The sequence below is a fragment of the Brucella pituitosa genome, from assembly GCF_965577835.1.
Classification (GTDB): domain Bacteria; phylum Pseudomonadota; class Alphaproteobacteria; order Rhizobiales; family Rhizobiaceae; genus Brucella; species Brucella pituitosa.
Genome location: NZ_OZ264092.1, coordinates 765,473 through 783,881, shown reverse-complemented (window position 1 = coordinate 783,881; position 18,409 = coordinate 765,473). Strand labels below are relative to the sequence as shown.

Genomic DNA, 18,409 nt, shown 5'->3' with positions numbered 1-18,409 from the left:
GGCTTTTGTAGCCGCCTTTTTCTTATTTCTTCTTCATCGCCTCCAGAAGGGCTGCACCGAAACCGCCGGTTGATGGCTGTTCCTGTTTACGCGGGGTGAAGTTTTGCTTCTGTGCAGGTTTCGTGTCGCGCTGCGCATTGTTGCGCGGGGCAGGAGCTTCGCCGCCGTCCTTGCGCATTGTGAGGCCGATGCGCTTGCGTGGCACATCCACTTCGGTCACGCGCACTTTCACCACGTCGCCAGCCTTGACCACTTCATGCGGGTCTTTGACAAATTTATCTGCGAGTTGCGAGACATGGACAAGCCCGTCCTGATGCACGCCAATATCGACGAAGGCACCAAAGGCCGCGACGTTCGTGACAGTGCCTTCCAGCACCATGCCGGGTTTCAGGTCCTTGATGTCATCAATGCCATCGGCGAAGGTCGCGGTTTTAAAGCCGGGACGCGGATCTCGGCCCGGCTTATCAAGCTCGGCGATGATGTCACGCACGGTTGGCAGACCAAAACGCTCATCGACAAAGACGCGCGGATCGAGGCTTTTAAGTGCTGAGCTATCGCCCATGAGGCTGCGCACATCGCGGCCGCAGGCGGAAACGATCTTTTTTGCAACGCCATAGGCTTCCGGGTGCACCGACGATGCATCAAGCGGCTCGGTGCCGTTCGCGATACGCAAGAAGCCTGCGCATTGCTCGAAAGCACGGTTGCCAAGGCGTGCAACTTTCAGAAGCTCCTTGCGGTTCTTGAAAGCGCCGACTTCGTCACGATGTGCGACGATTGCTTCGGCGAGAGATTTTCCAAGACCGGACACGCGCGCGAGGAGCGGCGCGGATGCCATGTTGAGATCGACGCCAACAGCGTTCACAGCGTCTTCGACCACAGCGTCCAGCGAGCGGGCAAGGCGGACTTGATCGACATCATGCTGATACTGGCCGACGCCGATAGATTTCGGTTCGATCTTCACGAGTTCCGCCAACGGGTCCTGCAAGCGGCGGGCGATGGAAACGGCACCGCGCAGCGACACATCAAGTTGGGGGAATTCAGCCGCAGCGGTTGCTGAGGCTGAATAGACCGAAGCTCCTGCTTCCGACACGATGACTTTGAGCGGCTTTGGCGCTGGCAGCTCGGTGAGCATATCCACGACGAGGCGTTCGGTCTCGCGGCTGCCGGTGCCATTGCCGATGGCAATCAATTCGATCTTGTGTTTGCGGATCAGGCTTGCGAGCTCGGCCTGTGTACCGCGCACATCGTTTTTGGGCGGGAATGGATAAACAGTCGTTGCGTCGAGCAGTTTGCCGGTATCATCAACGATTGCGACCTTCACGCCCGTGCGGATGCCCGGATCAAGACCCATGGTGGCGCGCGAACCGGCAGGGGCGGCGAGCAACAGGTCTTTGAGGTTGCGGGCGAAGACGTTGATGGCTTCTTCCTCGGCGCGTTCACGCAGGTCGCGCATGAGGTCGAGCGAAAGGGAGAGCGAAAGTTTGACGCGCCAAGCCCAGCCTGCAACTTCCATCAGCCAGCGATCACCGGGCAATGTTCCGCCGATATTATAGGCGGCTGCAATTTTGCGTTCGACCGGCTTTACCGGTGATGTGTCGTCGGCGTCGATTTCAATATCGAGCGACAGAAAATCCTCGTTGCGACCGCGCAACATAGCGAGAGCGCGGTGGCCCGCAACATTTGCCCAGCGTTCGGAATGGTCGAAATAATCCGAGAATTTTGCGCCAGCTTCCTGCTTGCCATCGACAACGCGCGAGCGGAGCACGGCGCGTTCTTTGAGATAGTTACGCAGATTGCCGATCAGCTCGGCATTTTCGGCAAAGCCTTCGGCAATGACGTCGCGTGCGCCTTCAAGGGCTGCCTTCACATCGGCTACGTCGCCGGTGACATATTGCGCAGCAATCTCTGTGGGAACCAGCCTGCGGTCGGTCAAAATGGCTTCGGCAAGCGGTCCAAGACCGCGCTCGCGAGCGATTTCCGCTTTGGTGCGGCGCTTTGGTTTATACGGCAGGTACAGGTCTTCAAGTTCGGCCTTGGTCTGAACGCCTGCGATTTTCAGTTCGAGTTCCGGCGTCAGCTTTTCCTGTCCGCGGATCGATTCCAGAATTGAGGTGCGTCGCGCTTCAAGCTCGCGCAAATAGGAGAGGCGCTCGTCCAGCATGCGCAACTGGGTGTCGTCAAGCCCGCCGGTGACCTCCTTGCGGTAACGCGCAACGAAAGGCACGGTCGAGCCTTCATCCAGCAGACCAATGGCGGCGATTGCCTGTTCCGGCTTTGCGTTGATTTCCGCTGCAATGATTGCGGCAATGCGCTTGATGTCGTTGGCCATTAATTATTCCAATCCAAAATATCTGCTGCGAACATAATCGGATAGTGCTTTGACGCAATCAAGGCGGGCATATTGGTCCACAGGAAAGGCGTGAGTTGGAGCGGTTCCAGCTAGGAATGAATTGTCGGAACCGCTCTAATTATTTGCTTTACGCATTATCCAACGCAAAACCGCTTCGCACTTTTGCTGGAAATGCTTTTTACCTGCTCACGCGCATGTGAACGACCTCCCTCTTTTCAAATCGAATACAAACGATACTTATATCGTGAAATGACGATATGAACGAAGATCAGCGAGGTGAACGTGATGTCGGACATTCAAACCATAGCATTAGCTATGCCTTTGGACGAAATACTCAAGGCGCTCGCTCATCCTGTTCGTCTCGACATTTTGAGCTGGCTCAAGGAACCGGAGAATCATTTCTCCGATCAGCACATGCCTCTGGAGATGGGTGTGTGTGCGGGCCAGTTCGAACGGTGTGGTCTCTCCCAGTCCACCGTTTCTGCTCATTTGTCCGTGCTGACGAAAGCGGGGCTGATCATGCCCCATCGTGTTGGCCAATGGACCTTCTACAAGCGCGATGAGGAGGCGATTGCCGCCTTGCTCAAATCGCTGTCCGATCTTTAATCCCATTTGCCCAATCGTTCCCACTTGAAGGAAATGTATCTATGGCCACATTGTTCGATCCAGTTACAGTCGGCGATCTCAAGCTTGCCAACCGTATCGTTATGGCACCGCTGACGCGCAATCGCTCGCCCCGCGCTGTGCCAAACGACCTCAACGTCACCTATTATGAACAGCGCGCAAGTGCTGGTCTCATCATCACCGAGGCAACGCCGATCAGCCATCAGGGACAGGGCTATGCCGATGTGCCGGGCCTTTATTCCGATGAGCAGCTCGCCGGCTGGAAGCGCGTGACCGACGCAGTTCACACCGCGGGCGGCAAGATCGTCGTGCAGATGTGGCATGTGGGCCGTATTTCGCACAACACGTTGCAGCCAAATGGCGGCAAGCCGGTTGCGCCTTCGGCCATTACGGCCAAGTCGAAGACCTATCTCGTGCATCCGGACGGCACCGGCGAGTTTGCGCCAACATCCGAGCCGCGCGCGCTTGAAAAGAGCGAGCTGCCGGAAATCGTTGCGACCTATGCTAAGGCCGCGAAGGATGCTGTTGAAGTGGCTGGTTTTGACGGCGTCGAAATCCACGCAGCAAACGGTTATCTGATTGATCAGTTCCTCCGTTCGGACAGTAATCACCGCACTGATGAATATGGTGGCTCTATCGAAAACCGCGCGCGTTTCCTGTTTGAAGTGGTGGATGCAATCACCAAGTCGGTTGCACCGGGCAAAGTTGGTATTCGTCTTTCGCCGGTAACGCCTGCCAATGACGCGTCAGATTCCGATCCGCAGCCACTGTTTGACTATGTGATTGAGAAGCTTGCCTCTTACGGTCTTGCATATGTTCACATCATCGAAGGTGCGACCGGCGGCCCACGCGATTTCCAGCAGGGTCCGCAGCCGTTCGATTATGCTCGTCTCAAGCAGGTTTATCGCGATGCCGGTGGCGAAGCTGCCTGGATGGTCAATAATGGCTATGATCGCGAGCTGGCTGAACAGGAAATCGAAAGCGGCCGCGCTGATGTGGTTGCCTTTGGCAAACCGTTCATCTCCAACCCTGATCTTGTCCGTCGTTTGAAGGATAATTCGTCGCTCAATGAGCTGGATCAGCAGCATATGTATGGCGGTGGCGCCAAGGGATATACGGATTATCCGATCCTTGCCTAACCGCGAAAACAAAAAAAGCCCGGCAAATTGCCGGGCTTTTTTTACAGACGCGCCCGCGTTGAGCGCGGGGTAGCAAGCAGTAGATTGGTTTCGCTGGCCTTGATGCCTGGCACCAATCGGATGCGACGGAGCACGGCATCGAAATCGGTCAGTGTTGCAGCACCCAGTTCCACCACCAGATCGAAACGACCATTGGTGGTGTGGATGGCTGAAATTTCGGAGAAGCCGCCAAGTGCCTTGACCACACGGTCGGCGACATGGCCTTCGATTTCGATCATCATGATACCGCGCACCGGCAGATCGACCGCATCAGACCGCAGGATCACCGTATAGCCAATGATGTCGCCGGACTGTTCCAACCGTTCCATGCGCGAGCGAACAGTCGCACGCGAAACACCAAGATCAATTGCCACGTCCGAAATGCTGCGTCGGCCATTGTGACGTAAAAGCGTGATTAGCTTTTCATCCAGATCGTCCATGTTTTCTCCATTTTGAAAAGCCAAACCGACATTATGATAAACCAAACCGTTAAAATTGCCAATCCGGTTGCTTCACATCGCCAAGCGTAAATGGTCAATCTAAGAGAATAATTTCTCAGGAGTAGCACTTTATGCATTGCAAGATTTTGGGATTGCCTGTTCAGGAAGGCACTGGTCGTCTGGGCTGCAATATGGGCCCCGACGGTTATCGCGCCGCGGGCATTGCGGAGGCGATTCGCGAACTCGGCCACGAGTTTACCGATCTGGGCAATCTGGTGCCGGCCGAACTGCGCCCTTTGACCCATCCCAATCCTGCGATCAAGGCTTTGCCGCAGGCTGTCGCCTGGATCGAAGCAATCAGCGAAGCTGCTTATCGTGAGAGCGAAGACGGTTTTCCGATCTTCCTCGGTGGCGATCATCTGCTTGCAGCAGGCACTGTTCCCGGCATCGCGCGCCGCGCGGCAGAAAAGGGTCGCAAGCAATTTGTGCTGTGGCTTGATGCTCATACGGATTTCCACACGCTGGAAACAACAGGCAGCGGCAATCTGCATGGCACGCCTGTCGCCTATTACACCGGCCAGAAGGGCTTTGAAGGCTATTTCCCGGAACTGGCGGCACCGATTGATCCTGCCAATGTCTGCATGATGGGTATTCGCAGTGTTGATCCGGCAGAACGCGCCGCGATCAAGCAGACGGATGTTGCCGTCTATGACATGCGCCTCATCGATGAGCATGGTGTGGCAGCCCTGTTGCGACGTTTCCTGCAGCGCGTAAAGGACGAAAACGGCCTTCTGCATGTGAGCCTTGATGTCGATTTCCTTGAGCCTTCGATTGCGCCAGCTGTCGGCACTACGGTTCCGGGGGGCGCGACCTTCCGTGAAGCACATCTCATCATGGAGATGCTGCATGACAGCGATCTGGTGACGAGCCTCGATCTCGTCGAGCTCAATCCATTTCTCGATGAACGCGGACGTACCGCAACTGTGATGGTCGACCTGATGGCGAGCCTTTTGGGCCGCAGCGTCATGGACCGCCCAACCATCAACTATTGATTTCAAAACTGCATTCACTGCTGGCGGGATCAAATGGTCTGCCGCTGAATGTTAAGGAGCAAGAATGACCCAACCGAACCTGAATATCGTCCCTTTTGTCAGTGTCGATCACATGATGAAGCTGGTGCTTTCCGTCGGCGTCGAGACTTTCCTCAAGGAACTCGCCGATTACGTGGAAGAGGATTTCCGTCGCTGGGAAAGCTTCGACAAGACGCCACGCGTGGCGTCGCATTCCGATGAAGGCGTGATCGAGCTGATGCCGACAAGCGACGGTACGATGTACGGCTTCAAATATGTGAACGGCCATCCGAAGAATACGCGTGACGGCCTACAGACAGTGACGGCTTTCGGTGTTCTTTCGGATGTTGGCAGTGGCTATCCGATGCTTCTGACCGAAATGACCATCCTGACGGCGTTGCGCACGGCTGCGACCTCAGCAGTTGCCGCAAAGCATCTTGCGCCAAAGAATGCGCGCACGATGGCGATTATCGGCAACGGCGCACAGAGCGAGTTTCAGGCCTTGGCGTTCAAGGCAATTCTCGGTATCGACAAGCTGCGTCTTTACGATATTGACCGCACGGCTTCAGAAAAATGCGCGCGCAATCTCGAAGGCGCAGGCATTGATATCGTGATCTGCAAAGATGTTGAAGAAGTGGTCGAGGGTGCGGACATCATCACGACCGTAACGGCCGACAAGCTCAATGCGACGATCCTGACCGACAACATGGTTGGTGCTGGTGTGCATATCAACGCGGTCGGCGGTGATTGCCCTGGAAAGACCGAACTGCACGGCGATATCCTTCGCCGTTCGGACATTTTTGTCGAGTACCCGCCGCAGACTCGCATTGAAGGTGAAATCCAGCAGCTGCCGGAAGATTATCCTGTCAATGAACTGTGGGAAGTGATCACCGGCAAGACTGAAGGCCGCAAGGATGCGCGTCAGATTACGCTGTTTGACTCGGTCGGCTTTGCAACGGAAGACTTCTCGGCCCTGCGCTACGTTCGCGACAAGCTGAAGGATACGGGCTTCTATGAGCAGCTGGATCTTCTTGCTGATCCGGATGAGCCGCGCGATCTCTATGGCATGTTGCTGCGACACAAGCAGCAGCTTCAGGCAGAAAAGTCTAAACCTGCTGCATAATAAGCGCGCGTTCCGAAAAGTGTTTATAGCGGTTTTCGGATAAGACGCGCGTTGAAAACTATTGAACCGCCTGCTTCTGTTATCAGAGACAGGCGGTTTCTTTTATAACGGCTTGCGTGAATGGCGTGGTGCTGCGATCTGCCCGGAATGCGTGGCGATTGCCATTTCAAAACTATCGGCAATCCGGCGGGCGCGATCAATGAAAACAATTGCTCCGTCAGGTGGGAAAATGTCCCGCGCTGTCTGCTCAAACAATTGCAACCAACGATCAAAGTGTTCGTTTTTAAGGCCCAGGCGAATGTGTGGGGGCATAGGCCGCCCATCGTAACGTCCGGTTTTCAGGATAACGGATGACCAGAATTCGCTGATGCGTTCAATATGGTGATCCCAGTCATCCACTGCCTCTGAAAAGATTGGGCCGATAACGTCGTCTTCGCGGGCTCTTCCATAAAAAGTGCTGACCAATTTGTCGATGGACGCTCTGTCTATGGATGGGTGGGGCTGATTGATAAGAACGGTCATTCTCTCTTGCCAGTTTGCGTCGCGCCAAGGGTGCGCAACCAACTCTGATATAGTCCGGCGCCACGGTTCTATCCAGTGAAGCATTGCCGCATCATTGTGTTGAAACAAGTGGTTCATCGCTGCAGGTGGTGACTAAGCTAAAAGCCGCTCGCACCGCGCGAGTTCAACATAGAGACAAATAGGGGGGAGATTAGGCTTCCAGAGCCTGAAGTAGCTGAAACACTGCTGCTGGGTGCTGTTGGTAGCGGAGGACGGATTCGAACCGCCGACACAAGGATTATGATTCCTCTGCTCTAACCTACTGAGCTACTCCGCCACACATTGCAGTGAAACAGTTTTCGGCGCTGTCTCCAGCGTTTCACGAACCGTGTTCATGCAAGGAATGGCGGCGGTATATGTGGGGAACGGGACCCTGTCAAGCACTCTTCGCATAGCTTTCGTCTTGTTTTCCACGATTTGCGTAGATAAGTAACTAGCGGAAAGCAAAGGCTTAGTTTTATGGCACCTCGTATTGCGGTTTTGGGTTGTGGCTATTGGGGCGGCAACCATATTCGTACCTTGAAGAGCCTCGGGGCCCTTCATGGTGTTTCTGACGCCAATCCACAGAATGCGGAACGATTCGCTTCTGAGTTCGGTGTTCCCAACATTCCGGTCGACGAACTTTTCTCGCGCGCCGATATTGATGGCATCGTTTTGGCGCTGCCTGCGCAGTTTCACGCGCAATACGCAATTGAAGCAGTGAAGAACGGCAAGGACGTTCTGGTTGAAAAGCCGATCGCGCTGGAAGTTGCCGATGCAGAAGCAGAAGTTGCGGCTGCACGCGAAAATGGTCGCGTGTTCATGGTCGGGCATATTCTGCGCTTCCATCCGGCATTTGAGAAGCTGCTCGACATGGTGAAGAGCGGTGAGCTCGGCGATATTCGCTACGTGCATTCACACCGCGTCGGTTTCGGTAAGTTCCACGACAAGTTCGATGCGCTCTGGGATCTTGCACCGCACGATCTTTCGATGGTTCTTGCCATCACCGGCGAAGAGCCTTCAGCCGTTCGCGGTGAGGGCACGGCAATCATCGATAAGATCAGCGATTTCGCCCATGTGCATCTCGAATTCCCGAGCGGCATTCGCGGCCATCTCTTCGCTTCCCGAATGAACTCCTATCGTGAGCGTCGCCTGAGTGTGACCGGGACCAAGGGTATGCTTGTCTTTGACGATGCAGAACCGTGGGATCGCAAGCTTGCATTCTACAAGCACGAAGTATGGCGCGAGAATGATCAGTGGGCTTTCAAATCGGTCGATCCGATCTATATCCCCGTCGAAGAAGGAATGCCGCTGACACGCGAGTTACAGCATTTCCTGCACTGCATCGAAACACGCGAAAATCCGCGCACCGATGGGCAGGAAGCAATCAACGTCTTGCGTATTCTGACCGAAGGATCGGTCAATCATTCCAGATAATCCGCTTTTGACAGAAGTTCCTGTCAAGCGGTGTTACGGGAATAGCAAAACTTTGAACGCTCCACCCATGGCAGGGCGGGGCGTGAAGGAATAAACAGGTTGCCGTGGATTCGCTTTTGATAGGGCGAACCAGATAAATTGGAGCCAACATGCAGTTCATTGATCTTGGAGCGCAACGCGCGCGTATCGAAGACCGTCTTAATGCCGCCGTTTCCAAGGTAGTTGCGGAAGGCCGTTATATTCTCGGTCCTGAAGTTGCTGAGTTCGAAAAGAAGCTCGGTGAATATCTGGGCGTGGAACATGTGATCGCCTGCGCTAACGGCACCGACGCTTTGCAGATGCCTTTGATGGCGCGCGGCATCGGCCCGGGCCATGCGGTTTTCGTTCCGTCGTTCACGTTCGCTGCGACCGCTGAAGTTGTTGCCCTTGTTGGTGCAGAGCCGGTTTTCGTTGATGTTGATGCCGATACCTACAACATGAATATTGAACAGCTGGAAGCTGCCATTGCCGCCGTCCGCAAGGAAGGTCGTCTTGAGCCAAAGGCAATCATTCCTGTCGACCTGTTCGGTCTTGCTGCCGATTACAACCGTATTAGTGCAGTTGCAGATCGCGAAGGTCTGTTCGTGATTGAAGACGCGGCTCAGTCGATTGGCGGCAAGCGCGACAACGTCATGTGCGGTGCTTTCGGCCATGTTGGTGCGACAAGCTTCTATCCTGCCAAGCCGCTCGGCTGCTATGGCGACGGCGGTGCAATGTTCACCAACGACGCTGAACTGGCCGACACGCTGCGCTCCGTGCTGTTCCACGGCAAGGGCGAAACGCAGTATGATAATGTTCGCATTGGCCTCAACTCGCGTCTCGACACGATCCAGGCAGCTATTCTTCTGGAAAAGCTGGCGATCCTTGAAGACGAAATGGAAGCGCGCGACCGTATTGCCAAGCGCTACAATGAGCTGCTCAAGGACGTGGTCAAAGTTCCGGGCCTGCCTGCTGGCAATCGTTCAGCCTGGGCACAGTATTCGATTGAAAGCGAAAACCGCGACGGTCTGAAGGCACATCTTCAGGCAGCCGGCATTCCATCGGTCATCTACTATGTGAAGCCGCTGCATTTGCAGACCGCATACAAGCATTATCCGATTGCACCGGGCGGTCTGCCTGTTTCGGAAGCGCTGCCTGCACGCATTTTGAGCCTGCCGATGCATCCTTACCTTTCGGAAGAAGATCAGGACAAGATCATCGGCGCGATCCGTGGTTTCCACGGCAAGTAAGCCTGATTTATCAGTGATTGTGAAAGGCCCGGCGAAAGCCGGGTTTTTTATTTTTGCCTTTTGGCAATGCGCGAAGCGACAAAGCGGGCAATTGCCGGGCCTGCAAGCAGCACAATGAAAAAGCGGCTGGTTTGCATGGCGATGATAAAGGGCAGATCGACATTGCTTGATGCTGCAATAATGGCCACGGTATCTGCGCCGCCGGGGCTGGTGGCGAGATAAGCGGTGAGGGGATCAAGACCCAGCACATGACCGAGCGTCATGCCGAACAGGCCACAAACGGCAATCAGAATAAGCGCTGATGCAAGCACTGCCGGGAAGGCGCGTGCCGCATGTGCAATGATCGCACGGGTAAAGCCAAGGCCAATGCGCCAGCCGATGAAGATGTAGCTTGCAGCCAGCAGCCATGGTGGCAGGTCAATGACCATAAGGCCCAAATCCTGCAACAATGCTCCGAGTGCGAGTGGCACGAGCATCGCTCCCGTTGGAATGCGAGATAATTCGCCCAGAAAGGCGCCACAGACGATCAAAGCGAGGGTCGGGCCCAGAGTGTGCCAGTTTATCGCTGGAAACCACTCTACGGCCGCTGGAGCGACTGTTTGGATATCGGCGGTAAACATCACCACAAGCGAAGCGGTGGTTGCGACAAGCACCACGCGCAAATATTGCATGAAGGCGATGAGCCGTGCGTCAGATCCGAAGGATTCGGCCATCAGCACAATTGCTGTTGCAGCCCCCGGTGAGACACCCCATACGGCAGTTGTTCCGGGCAAAACGCGAAAGCGTGCCAGAAGATAGCCGATCGTCGTGCTGGCGAGCAGCGTGAAGCCTGTCGAAAACAGGATTATCGGCAGATGTTGGCCCATATTGCTGAAGAATTCAGCCGTCATTGCCCGCGCGATCAGCAGGCCGACGATTGCCTGCGCGAGCAGTGAGAAATTTTTGTGAACTCTGATCGTGCTTTCACGAGAAGCAAGGATGATCGCTCCAAGCATAGCGCCGAGAAGCAGTGCGGCTGGCAGTCCCAGCTTCTCTCCGATGAAGATAAGAAATGCAGATATGATCAGCAGCACACCCCATTGAATGGGCTTAGGCGTCTTGCTGAAATTGAATTTATTGTGGGCTTCTTCTTGCCCTGAGGAGACGAGTTTCTGCATCGCGCTTCTTCCCTACAACTGTGTATGGGAAAAAGGCAAACCAAGAATTTGTGTCGAAAGCCAAAAAAGAGCCACAGCCTTCTGACGGGCTAAGCTGCGAATATTACTTCATTGCGACGCGAAGCGCCGACGGATCGGCGCTCCAAGCCCATTTTTCCAATCACAATCTGATCGGTACGCGTTTCGCGCTGGTCAGATTATGCTTTAGCCGATCATCGCGCGTCGCTGGTTCACCGGGCGCTCGACGATTTCACGAGGCGCTTTACCGCCGTCACGTTCTTCGAGTGCTTCAGCCTTTGACAGCTCGGTTTCCGCATAGACCAGTTCTGCTTCTGCAGCTTCTTTCTGAGACATCAAATCGCGAATCGATCCGAACAGGTTGTCGCGTCGCTGACGTGCAGCCTTCGCGAAGGTCGGGTAGGCGAAATGATTGATGTCAGTGATGCCTGCCTTCTTCTCTTCCGATAGAATCTGAGCGTCGAGTTCTCCCGCCATACGTTCGAACTCGCCGATCATCAGGTCGAGCTGGCCCAGCTGACGGCGTTTTTCCTTCACCTGGAACAGTTTAAGCCTGACGAGGCTTTCACGTGGCTTCATACGCAATACTCCTTGAACACCAACCAGCTTTATCAGAGCTCCTCTCGGTCTGCTTTGACCAGATCGGCGCCCTAACATTTTGTATTAACGCGCATCTTATCCGAAAACCGGCTCGCCCTTTCCGGGATGCGCTCTAATGTTGGGGCGTTCCCCCCGACTTTATTAACAGGCATATATGCTGGCGATTTTCCTGCAATATGCCGCGAAATCCATTGCAATGCCTTGCTTTTCAGGGCTTCGGCTTTGCCGCCAAACATAAGAACAGTCTCCATAAGCGAAACAAAAAGTTAAGATTTTGCTCTTTTGGTAACCATTCCTTTACCGGCAACGTTAATCATACGCGTTAGGAATTAAGGCTCGGTAAATCTTGTGTGGTTTTTGGGTAACAGGTGAAACATAGAGTCGAATGAATCACTTAAGAGGATTTCTTAATGTGATTCATAAGGGTCAATCGAATTGAATAATCACATATGATTCAGTTGGATAAGAGTTTTTTCTAAACAGGATAGAATTATGCTTGCCAACAGGAATCATATTTTGTTAACCATTTGCAGGCACCTTCATGCTAAGGCAACGACAGTTCCGTCAGCTGCCGTGAGGGAAAACTGGTCAGCGGCGGAAAGGGGATAAGATATGCGCGTCCTTTTAATTGAAGACGACAGTGCTATCGCACAGAGCATTGAGTTGATGCTGAAGTCCGAGAGCTTCAATGTCTACACCACCGATCTGGGTGAAGAAGGCATCGATCTCGGCAAGCTTTATGATTACGACATCATCTTGCTGGACCTGAACTTGCCGGACATGTCCGGTTACGAAGTTCTGCGTACCTTGCGCCTCTCGAAGGTCAAGACGCCAATCCTGATCCTTTCCGGTATGGCCGGTATTGAGGATAAGGTTCGCGGTCTAGGCTTTGGCGCAGATGACTATATGACGAAGCCGTTCCACAAGGACGAGTTGATCGCCCGTATTCATGCGATTGTTCGTCGTTCCAAGGGCCATGCTCAGTCGGTCATCACCACTGGCGACCTGATTGTTAACCTCGACGCCAAGACGGTTGAGGTTGGTGGTCAGCGCGTTCACCTGACCGGCAAAGAATATCAGATGCTCGAGCTTCTCTCGCTCCGCAAGGGCACGACGCTCACCAAGGAAATGTTCCTCAACCACCTTTATGGCGGCATGGACGAGCCTGAGCTGAAGATCATCGACGTGTTTATCTGCAAGCTGCGCAAGAAGCTTGATGCCGTTTCCGGCAGCCAGAGCTACATCGAAACCGTTTGGGGCCGTGGTTATGTGCTGCGTGAACCGGATGGCAGCGAGCTGCGTGAAAGCGCGTAAGCGTTTTTCAGGTGATGAAATGAAAAAGGCTCCGTTTGTGCGGGGCCTTTTCTTTTGGAACTGAGCCAGCAAAAAAAGGCGCAGGTTTTATCCTGCGCCTTTCTTGTGTTTGATCGGAAAGGGTTATTCAGCGGCGAAAACGATGTCTTCTGCAGTCGCGTGAATAGAAATCTTCATGCCAGCTTCTTCGGCGAGCAGCAGCGTATAATATGGCTGCACCGAATGCGCATCAATCGGCTCTTCTGGTTCTGCACCTGAATGCAGTTCCAGGAATTTCGGTGGTACGCGGAGCATACGACCCTTCACAGTAATGACGAAGCGCGGGTCGGTATCACCATTTTCAAGACGAACGGCCAGCGAACCACCGCGCGGGATAGCGGCATTGCCGATCAGCAGCATATTGAGCAGAAGCTTGACCTTGTTCTTTGGCAGCAGGACGCGTGAGCCTTCCCAAGTCAGTTCAGGCTTTTCATTTGCGAAATATTGTGTGGCAACATGCTGGGCATCACCGGTATCGATCTGCACACCAGCCGATCCGGCTGCACCAAAAGCGATGCGGGCAAATTGCAGGCGGGCCGAAGCATTGCGCGCGCTCGATTTGATAAGCGCCATCGCGTCTTCGTCTGCACCGCCTTCTTCCAGCAGCTCGAGACCGTTGTTGATCGCGCCGACCGGCGAGATGATGTCATGACAGATCCTGCTGCACAGAAGCGCACCGAGGTCGAGTGCGGAAAGGGTAACGGGCAATGGCATGGTGATTTCTCCAGGCACGAACCGACCCTGAAAATCGACATTCAAGTCGAATGACGGGCCGCTATCAGTTGGTGAGCGTAAACCCCGACGAATCATCGTCAGGAACCTTGGGAATCTGGATACACGCGACATCCGGTTGCCGCAACAAAGCTGTTTTTTGCCGCCATTCTAAAGCCAATTTCGCGGCATAAAGATTTAGACAATAAATTCGCGGTTAGAATAAGCGCGATTCGGCCAAAGCGTTCGCAAGAGACGTAGTAGCCAGGCTTTTAACAGGGCCGTCAGACAGAGAAGCTGGTAGGCAAAAGGAATTATAAATGGCCATACCGTCCCTGTCGCAGATCAGGTTCCGCAACGCGGCGTATTTTGTAGCGTTTTTTGCGGCATTTCTGATTTCCATTATCGTCGTGCCGCACAAAGCGCAGGCACAGAGCAGCAACGCATACACAGCCGAGGAAGTCGTTGAATCGGGGCACCGGTTCTTTGGTTCGACGTCTGGTGGAATAGCCAGTGCCGTCGAAAAAGCATTTCAGAGTTTTGGTCTTCCGAACGGATATATTCTGGGCGAGGAAGGTTCCGGCGCGTTCATAGGCGGTCTCACCTATGGTGAAGGCACGCTCTATACGAAGAATGCCGGTGATCATCGCACATTCTGGCAGGGTCCATCGCTGGGCTGGGATTTTGGCGGGCAAGGCTCACGCGTGATGATGCTTGTCTATAATCTCGACGACATCCAGAGCCTTTACGGTCGTTATGCAGGTGTTGCAGGCTCGGCCTATGTGATCGCGGGTGCAGGCTTTAACGTGCTCAAGCGTCAGAACATCATGCTGGTGCCTATCCGTACGGGTGTTGGCGCAAGGTTGGGTGTCAATATCGGGTATCTTAAGCTTTCGGCTGCGCCGACCTGGAACCCATTCTGATACGTGTTGCGCGATATGAGCCGCATGGGCGGAGTGGTTCCCCATTGAAACCGCTCTGCCGGTCTGTTTTGAAACATTCATCTCGCGCAAAACCGCTTCGCACTTTTGCTGAAAATGTTCTAGCATCGCGGGTGACGATCTATGAATAGTTGCCAGCCATTATCCTTTGGCTGGTCCTTTTTTCTTTTTGTGACAAAGTCGTGATCCAGTCTGCGCTCATTTTCATACTTGGCGTTCTCGTGGCGGTTTTCGTCGTGGTTCTGCTTGGCCCTTCGGTTTGGCGTCGTGCCTTTTTTCTGGCACGACGGCAGGTGCATGCCGAACTTCCGGTAACGCTTGCCGAAATAAGAGCGGATCGTGACGGTTTACGTGCCGAGCATGCCGTGGCTTTCAGCAAACTTGAACGGCAACTCAAGCAGGAACGGGAAAAATCGTCCGAGCAACTGATCAAGCTGGGAAAGCAGTATGACGAACTCAGGCGCTTCGCATCGCTTGAGAACGACATCGCCCAGCTGAGAAAGACGTTGGCCGAACGGGAAAAGGCCGTTGAAGAGACGGTTGTCGAACGCGATAATGCTGAGGAAAAGGCTGAAATCGTCGAGGCTGAAGTGGAGCGACTTCAGAAACATCTTTCATCTCTGCAAGATCTGGCCGATACGCTTCGTATCGAGATAAGCGCCAAGGAGGTCGAACACGGCCGTCTGGTGAATGAGATGAGCGAGATGCGTCGGGAACGTAAAGATGCATCTGCCCGCTATAATGAGGTTTCGACGCAATTGACTGCAGCACAAACTGAACTGAAAAGCGAAAGACGCCGCAACACAGAGCTCCAGCAAAGATTGGATAAGCTGATTTCCGATTTTTCTGACGCGCAGGAGAGACTGGAGCGTTATACGCGTAACGGCTCGACCTTTGTTGCAGGGGGCGTGCAGTCTGCAGAGCTCTCAAAGGAAAATGCTGCACTCCGCGAGGAAATGGCCGCCCTGGCTGCCCGGATGGTTGCTGCGACTGCCGAAAAAGAGGGCGAAGATTCGCCCATCGACGCTCTCGTGAATGCCGACAGATCGGAAGGCAGAGACGAGGTCAATGAAGAGCGCCCTCAAAGCCTCGCAAGCCGGATTCGCGACTTGCGCTAGAGCGCATCCCGAAAAGTGGGAACCGGTTTTCGGAACAAGATGCGCGTAAAAACAAAGAGATAGAGCATTTCCAATGATTCAATTTAAACTGGAAATGCTCTAAAGCCTGAAAACCAAAGGCGCACTTCAGAACTGCACTACCTATTCTGTCTCTATGACATCGGACCAGTCGGAATACCGTTTGACCTGTGCCTGCATGAAGCTGCAGCGCGGTACAATCTTCCAGCCGGTTTTGCGAGCATCTTCAACAGCATTCAACGCCAGGGCCTGTGCGACACCTTTGCCGCGCATCGAATCGGGCACGAATGTATGATCGATGGAAATCAGCGCTGGACCCAGCTTCGTGTAGGTCATTTCTGCTTCGTCGCCATTGATGACGACAAAGTAACGTCCGCTATCCGTATTGTCGCTTTTCCGAATCTGGATGTTTTCGCTCATCTGAGAACTCCATCAAAAGGTTTGTGACCCTACCTTCATATAGGCGGGATAGGCCAAAGAAAAACCCCGGCCGATTGACCCGGCCGGGGCTTAATTTGCGTATCTGATGTTTCCGAAGAAACCGGCAGAATCTTAGTGTCTATACTGCTGGATACGTGTGGTCCTTAGACCGGCGAGACCATGCTCATCGATCGAGGACTGCCAGCCAAGAAATTCCTCCACCGTCAACGTGTAACGCTGGCATGCCTCCTCAAGGCTGAGAAGGCCACCGCGTACAGCGGCGACTACTTCAGCCTTTCGGCGAATGACCCAGCGCCTCGTAGTGGCGGGGGGGAGGTCTGCGATGGTCAGCGGGCTGCCGTCGGGACCAATAACATATTTTATACGCGGTCTTGTCAGATCGGTCATTGTACTCTCTACACAACACTCAAGGACCTAATCGAGACCGAGACTAGCGCCACAGCTTTAAGAATTACCTAAACAGCCGGTAACTCTCTGGTAACACTTGCAAAAAAATGCCTCATTTAGAGAGAAAGTCATAAAAAAACCCGCTTATGCCGATATTTTTCTGAATGTCTCACGCGAAATTGTGACTGCAACGCTACAAAATGCGCGTTGTTTTTGCTGCGACATCTTGGCAATCACCCTTTGTGTGACCTATATAGGGCGCAAACCTAAACTTTGAGAAGCAGGGCATTTGCCCGGAAGCTGGAATCAATCATGAGCCTGAACAGCCTCGATCTGCCGGGAAAGCCGGAAGACACGCGCGTTGTCGTCGCCATGTCGGGCGGCGTCGATTCATCCGTTGTGGCGGGGATACTCAAACGTGAAGGCTATGATGTCGTTGGCGTGACGCTGCAGCTTTACGATCATGGTGCGGCTGTGCATCGCGCTGGTTCGTGCTGCGCCGGTCAGGACATCGAAGATGCCCGCCGCGTTTCGGAAAGCCTCGGCATCCCGCATTATGTACTGGATTACGAAGCGCGCTTCCGTGAAGCTGTTATTGATCCATTTGCAAATTCCTATGTGAGCGGTGAGACGCCGATTCCTTGCGTTTCCTGCAATCAGACCGTCAAGTTTGCTGATCTTTTGCAGACGGCGCGCGAGCTTGGTGCGGATGCGCTGGCAACCGGACATTATATCCGCAGTCGGCTGAATGGCGCGCATCGTGCGATGTTCCGCCCGGAAGATTCCGATCGCGATCAGAGCTATTTCCTGTTTGCGACCACGCAGGATCAGGTTGATTATCTGCGCTTTCCGCTCGGGCATCTGCCAAAGGCGCAGGTGCGTGAAATTGCCGAAGAAATGGGACTGACCGTTGCTAAGAAGCAGGACAGTCAGGACATTTGTTTCGTGCCGCAGGGAAAATATTCCGACATCATTTCCAAGCTGAAGCCGGAAGCAGCGACCCCGGGCGACATCGTGCATATCGACGGTCGCGTACTGGGCCGCCATGACGGCATCGTGCATTATACGGTTGGTCAGCGTCGCGGTATCGGTGTTGCAACGGGCGAGCCGCTTTATGTGGTGCATCTGGACGCCGCCAATACGCGCGTTATCGTCGGTCCGCGTGAAGCGCTCGAAACGCACAAGGTGTTCCTGCGCGACGTGAACTGGCTGGGTGATGGTTCCCTTGATGCGCTGCCAGAAGGTGGGGTCGAGGTCTTCGCCAAGGTTCGCTCGACACGTCCGCCACGTCCTGCTGTTCTCCATCATGGTGATGGAAAGACATGGGTAGAGCTCGTTGACGGTGAAAGCGGCATTGCGCCCGGACAGGCTTGTGTTCTTTATTCTGATGACAGCAATACGGCACGCGTGTTTGGCGGTGGATTTATCGGGCGCTCAGAGCGCGAACCGCAGGCTGAAGAAATGCTCCGTCGTTTGGTTGCCAATACGTCGAAGGAATCTGCAGCTTAGAGCATCATTCCTTAAATTTGGATCAGTTTAAGGTAAAATTATGCTCTAATTTTAAAGTGTTAGAGCGACCTTTGCGCGCCCAATAGGGCGGCCCAGCGCTCTAAACAGCGATACATGAGTTTGAAT

General features: G+C 54.0%; 18 protein-coding genes and 1 tRNA gene. 10 read left to right on the top strand and 9 right to left on the bottom strand.

Features of this window, described 5'->3' with window-relative positions:
• Positions 1-22: 22 nt before the first annotated feature.
• Positions 23-2,329: a Tex family protein gene (locus tag ACSME1_RS03785; protein WP_105705697.1), complete on the bottom strand. Its 2,307-nt coding sequence runs from the start codon at positions 2,327-2,329 to the stop codon at positions 23-25.
• Positions 2,330-2,635: 306 nt separating this feature from the next.
• Between ACSME1_RS03785 and ACSME1_RS03780 the strand changes: the two genes are divergently transcribed.
• Both ACSME1_RS03780 and ACSME1_RS03775 read left to right on the top strand, forming a co-directional pair.
• The gene (locus ACSME1_RS03780) at positions 2,636-2,956 is read left to right on the top strand and encodes an ArsR/SmtB family transcription factor (RefSeq protein ID WP_024899358.1); all 321 of its coding nucleotides are present in this window, start codon (positions 2,636-2,638) and stop codon (positions 2,954-2,956) included.
• Positions 2,957-2,997: 41 nt separating this feature from the next.
• Positions 2,998-4,113, top strand: a complete 1,116-nt coding sequence (locus ACSME1_RS03775; RefSeq protein WP_024899359.1) for an alkene reductase — start codon at positions 2,998-3,000, stop codon at positions 4,111-4,113.
• Positions 4,114-4,154: 41 nt separating this feature from the next.
• Here the strand turns inward: ACSME1_RS03775 and ACSME1_RS03770 are convergent, their stop codons facing one another.
• Entirely contained in the window at positions 4,155-4,592 is a 438-nt protein-coding gene (locus ACSME1_RS03770) for an Lrp/AsnC family transcriptional regulator (RefSeq protein ID WP_007876167.1), read from the bottom strand.
• A 131-nt stretch (positions 4,593-4,723) separates the two neighbouring features.
• Here ACSME1_RS03770 and rocF point away from each other — a divergent pair, with 131 nt between their 5' ends.
• Positions 4,724-5,644 carry an arginase gene (gene rocF, locus ACSME1_RS03765; protein ID WP_024899360.1) on the top strand — a complete coding sequence of 307 codons (921 nt, stop codon included), beginning with the start codon at positions 4,724-4,726 and terminating at the stop codon, positions 5,642-5,644.
• 64 nt (positions 5,645-5,708) lie between these two features.
• Positions 5,709-6,785, top strand: a complete 1,077-nt coding sequence (locus ACSME1_RS03760) for an ornithine cyclodeaminase (RefSeq protein ID WP_024899361.1) — start codon at positions 5,709-5,711, stop codon at positions 6,783-6,785.
• Positions 6,786-6,887: 102 nt separating this feature from the next.
• On the opposite strand, the gene ACSME1_RS03755 is transcribed toward ACSME1_RS03760, so the two are convergent.
• Together ACSME1_RS03755 and ACSME1_RS03750 are read right to left on the bottom strand one after the other, a co-directional pair.
• Positions 6,888-7,307 (bottom strand): group III truncated hemoglobin, encoded by a 420-nt coding sequence (locus ACSME1_RS03755; protein ID WP_024899362.1) that lies wholly within the window; start codon positions 7,305-7,307, stop codon positions 6,888-6,890.
• A 239-nt stretch (positions 7,308-7,546) separates the two neighbouring features.
• Positions 7,547-7,623 (bottom strand) — tRNA-Met (locus tag ACSME1_RS03750).
• A gap of 182 nt (positions 7,624-7,805) precedes the next feature.
• Here ACSME1_RS03750 and ACSME1_RS03745 point away from each other — a divergent pair.
• Together ACSME1_RS03745 and ACSME1_RS03740 are read left to right on the top strand one after the other, a co-directional pair.
• Positions 7,806-8,762, top strand: coding sequence for a Gfo/Idh/MocA family protein (locus tag ACSME1_RS03745; protein WP_024899363.1), 957 nt, complete (start codon positions 7,806-7,808; stop codon positions 8,760-8,762).
• 149 nt (positions 8,763-8,911) lie between these two features.
• On the top strand, positions 8,912-10,030 hold the full coding sequence (locus ACSME1_RS03740; protein ID WP_036567973.1) for a DegT/DnrJ/EryC1/StrS family aminotransferase: 1,119 nt from the start codon (positions 8,912-8,914) through the stop codon (positions 10,028-10,030).
• Between the two features lie 47 nt (positions 10,031-10,077).
• Here ACSME1_RS03740 and ACSME1_RS03735 read toward each other — a convergent pair whose 3' ends face one another.
• Together ACSME1_RS03735 and ACSME1_RS03730 are read right to left on the bottom strand one after the other, a co-directional pair.
• On the bottom strand, positions 10,078-11,187 hold the full coding sequence (locus tag ACSME1_RS03735) for an AbrB family transcriptional regulator (RefSeq protein ID WP_024899364.1): 1,110 nt from the start codon (positions 11,185-11,187) through the stop codon (positions 10,078-10,080).
• A gap of 204 nt (positions 11,188-11,391) precedes the next feature.
• Positions 11,392-11,784, bottom strand: a complete 393-nt coding sequence (locus ACSME1_RS03730) for a hypothetical protein (protein ID WP_024899365.1) — start codon at positions 11,782-11,784, stop codon at positions 11,392-11,394.
• A 633-nt stretch (positions 11,785-12,417) separates the two neighbouring features.
• Between ACSME1_RS03730 and ctrA the strand changes: the two genes are divergently transcribed.
• Complete coding sequence (gene ctrA, locus ACSME1_RS03725; RefSeq protein WP_024899367.1) at positions 12,418-13,119, top strand: response regulator transcription factor CtrA; 702 nt, start codon at positions 12,418-12,420, stop codon at positions 13,117-13,119.
• A gap of 123 nt (positions 13,120-13,242) precedes the next feature.
• Here the strand turns inward: ctrA and chpT are convergent, their stop codons facing one another.
• Complete coding sequence (gene chpT / locus ACSME1_RS03720; RefSeq protein WP_024899368.1) at positions 13,243-13,872, bottom strand: histidine phosphotransferase ChpT; 630 nt, start codon at positions 13,870-13,872, stop codon at positions 13,243-13,245.
• A gap of 317 nt (positions 13,873-14,189) precedes the next feature.
• Here chpT and ACSME1_RS03715 point away from each other — a divergent pair, with 317 nt between their 5' ends.
• Together ACSME1_RS03715 and ACSME1_RS03710 are read left to right on the top strand one after the other, a co-directional pair.
• Entirely contained in the window at positions 14,190-14,792 is a 603-nt protein-coding gene (locus ACSME1_RS03715) for a DUF1134 domain-containing protein (RefSeq protein ID WP_024899369.1), read from the top strand.
• 224 nt (positions 14,793-15,016) lie between these two features.
• Positions 15,017-15,928 (top strand): hypothetical protein, encoded by a 912-nt coding sequence (locus tag ACSME1_RS03710; protein WP_024899370.1) that lies wholly within the window; start codon positions 15,017-15,019, stop codon positions 15,926-15,928.
• Between the two features lie 141 nt (positions 15,929-16,069).
• Here ACSME1_RS03710 and ACSME1_RS03705 read toward each other — a convergent pair whose 3' ends face one another.
• Together ACSME1_RS03705 and sciP are read right to left on the bottom strand one after the other, a co-directional pair.
• On the bottom strand, positions 16,070-16,366 hold the full coding sequence (locus tag ACSME1_RS03705; RefSeq protein WP_024899371.1) for a GNAT family N-acetyltransferase: 297 nt from the start codon (positions 16,364-16,366) through the stop codon (positions 16,070-16,072).
• A gap of 132 nt (positions 16,367-16,498) precedes the next feature.
• A complete protein-coding gene (gene sciP / locus ACSME1_RS03700; RefSeq protein WP_007876112.1) occupies positions 16,499-16,774 on the bottom strand; it encodes a CtrA inhibitor SciP in 276 nt (91 codons plus the stop codon).
• A gap of 312 nt (positions 16,775-17,086) precedes the next feature.
• Between sciP and mnmA the strand changes: the two genes are divergently transcribed.
• Positions 17,087-18,283, top strand: a complete 1,197-nt coding sequence (mnmA, locus tag ACSME1_RS03695; RefSeq protein WP_181153615.1) for a tRNA 2-thiouridine(34) synthase MnmA — start codon at positions 17,087-17,089, stop codon at positions 18,281-18,283.
• Positions 18,284-18,409: the final 126 nt, after the last annotated feature.

Excerpts from the sequence above, each read along its gene's own strand:
- ACSME1_RS03715 (WP_024899369.1), top strand. The coding sequence starts at position 14,190 with ATGGCCATACCGTCCCTGTCGCAGATCAGGTTCCGCAACGCGGCGTAT.
- ACSME1_RS03755 (WP_024899362.1), bottom strand. The coding sequence starts at position 7,307 with ATGACCGTTCTTATCAATCAGCCCCACCCATCCATAGACAGAGCGTCC.
- ACSME1_RS03745 (WP_024899363.1), top strand. The coding sequence starts at position 7,806 with ATGGCACCTCGTATTGCGGTTTTGGGTTGTGGCTATTGGGGCGGCAAC.
- chpT (WP_024899368.1), bottom strand. The coding sequence starts at position 13,872 with ATGCCATTGCCCGTTACCCTTTCCGCACTCGACCTCGGTGCGCTTCTG.
- ACSME1_RS03735 (WP_024899364.1), bottom strand. The coding sequence starts at position 11,187 with ATGCAGAAACTCGTCTCCTCAGGGCAAGAAGAAGCCCACAATAAATTC.
- ACSME1_RS03705 (WP_024899371.1), bottom strand. The coding sequence starts at position 16,366 with ATGAGCGAAAACATCCAGATTCGGAAAAGCGACAATACGGATAGCGGA.
- ctrA (WP_024899367.1), top strand. The coding sequence starts at position 12,418 with ATGCGCGTCCTTTTAATTGAAGACGACAGTGCTATCGCACAGAGCATT.
- mnmA (WP_181153615.1), top strand. The coding sequence starts at position 17,087 with ATGAGCCTGAACAGCCTCGATCTGCCGGGAAAGCCGGAAGACACGCGC.
- ACSME1_RS03780 (WP_024899358.1), top strand. The coding sequence starts at position 2,636 with ATGTCGGACATTCAAACCATAGCATTAGCTATGCCTTTGGACGAAATA.
- rocF (WP_024899360.1), top strand. The coding sequence starts at position 4,724 with ATGCATTGCAAGATTTTGGGATTGCCTGTTCAGGAAGGCACTGGTCGT.
- ACSME1_RS03760 (WP_024899361.1), top strand. The coding sequence starts at position 5,709 with ATGACCCAACCGAACCTGAATATCGTCCCTTTTGTCAGTGTCGATCAC.
- ACSME1_RS03730 (WP_024899365.1), bottom strand. The coding sequence starts at position 11,784 with ATGAAGCCACGTGAAAGCCTCGTCAGGCTTAAACTGTTCCAGGTGAAG.
- ACSME1_RS03785 (WP_105705697.1), bottom strand. The coding sequence starts at position 2,329 with ATGGCCAACGACATCAAGCGCATTGCCGCAATCATTGCAGCGGAAATC.
- ACSME1_RS03775 (WP_024899359.1), top strand. The coding sequence starts at position 2,998 with ATGGCCACATTGTTCGATCCAGTTACAGTCGGCGATCTCAAGCTTGCC.
- ACSME1_RS03740 (WP_036567973.1), top strand. The coding sequence starts at position 8,912 with ATGCAGTTCATTGATCTTGGAGCGCAACGCGCGCGTATCGAAGACCGT.
- ACSME1_RS03770 (WP_007876167.1), bottom strand. The coding sequence starts at position 4,592 with ATGGACGATCTGGATGAAAAGCTAATCACGCTTTTACGTCACAATGGC.
- sciP (WP_007876112.1), bottom strand. The coding sequence starts at position 16,774 with ATGACCGATCTGACAAGACCGCGTATAAAATATGTTATTGGTCCCGAC.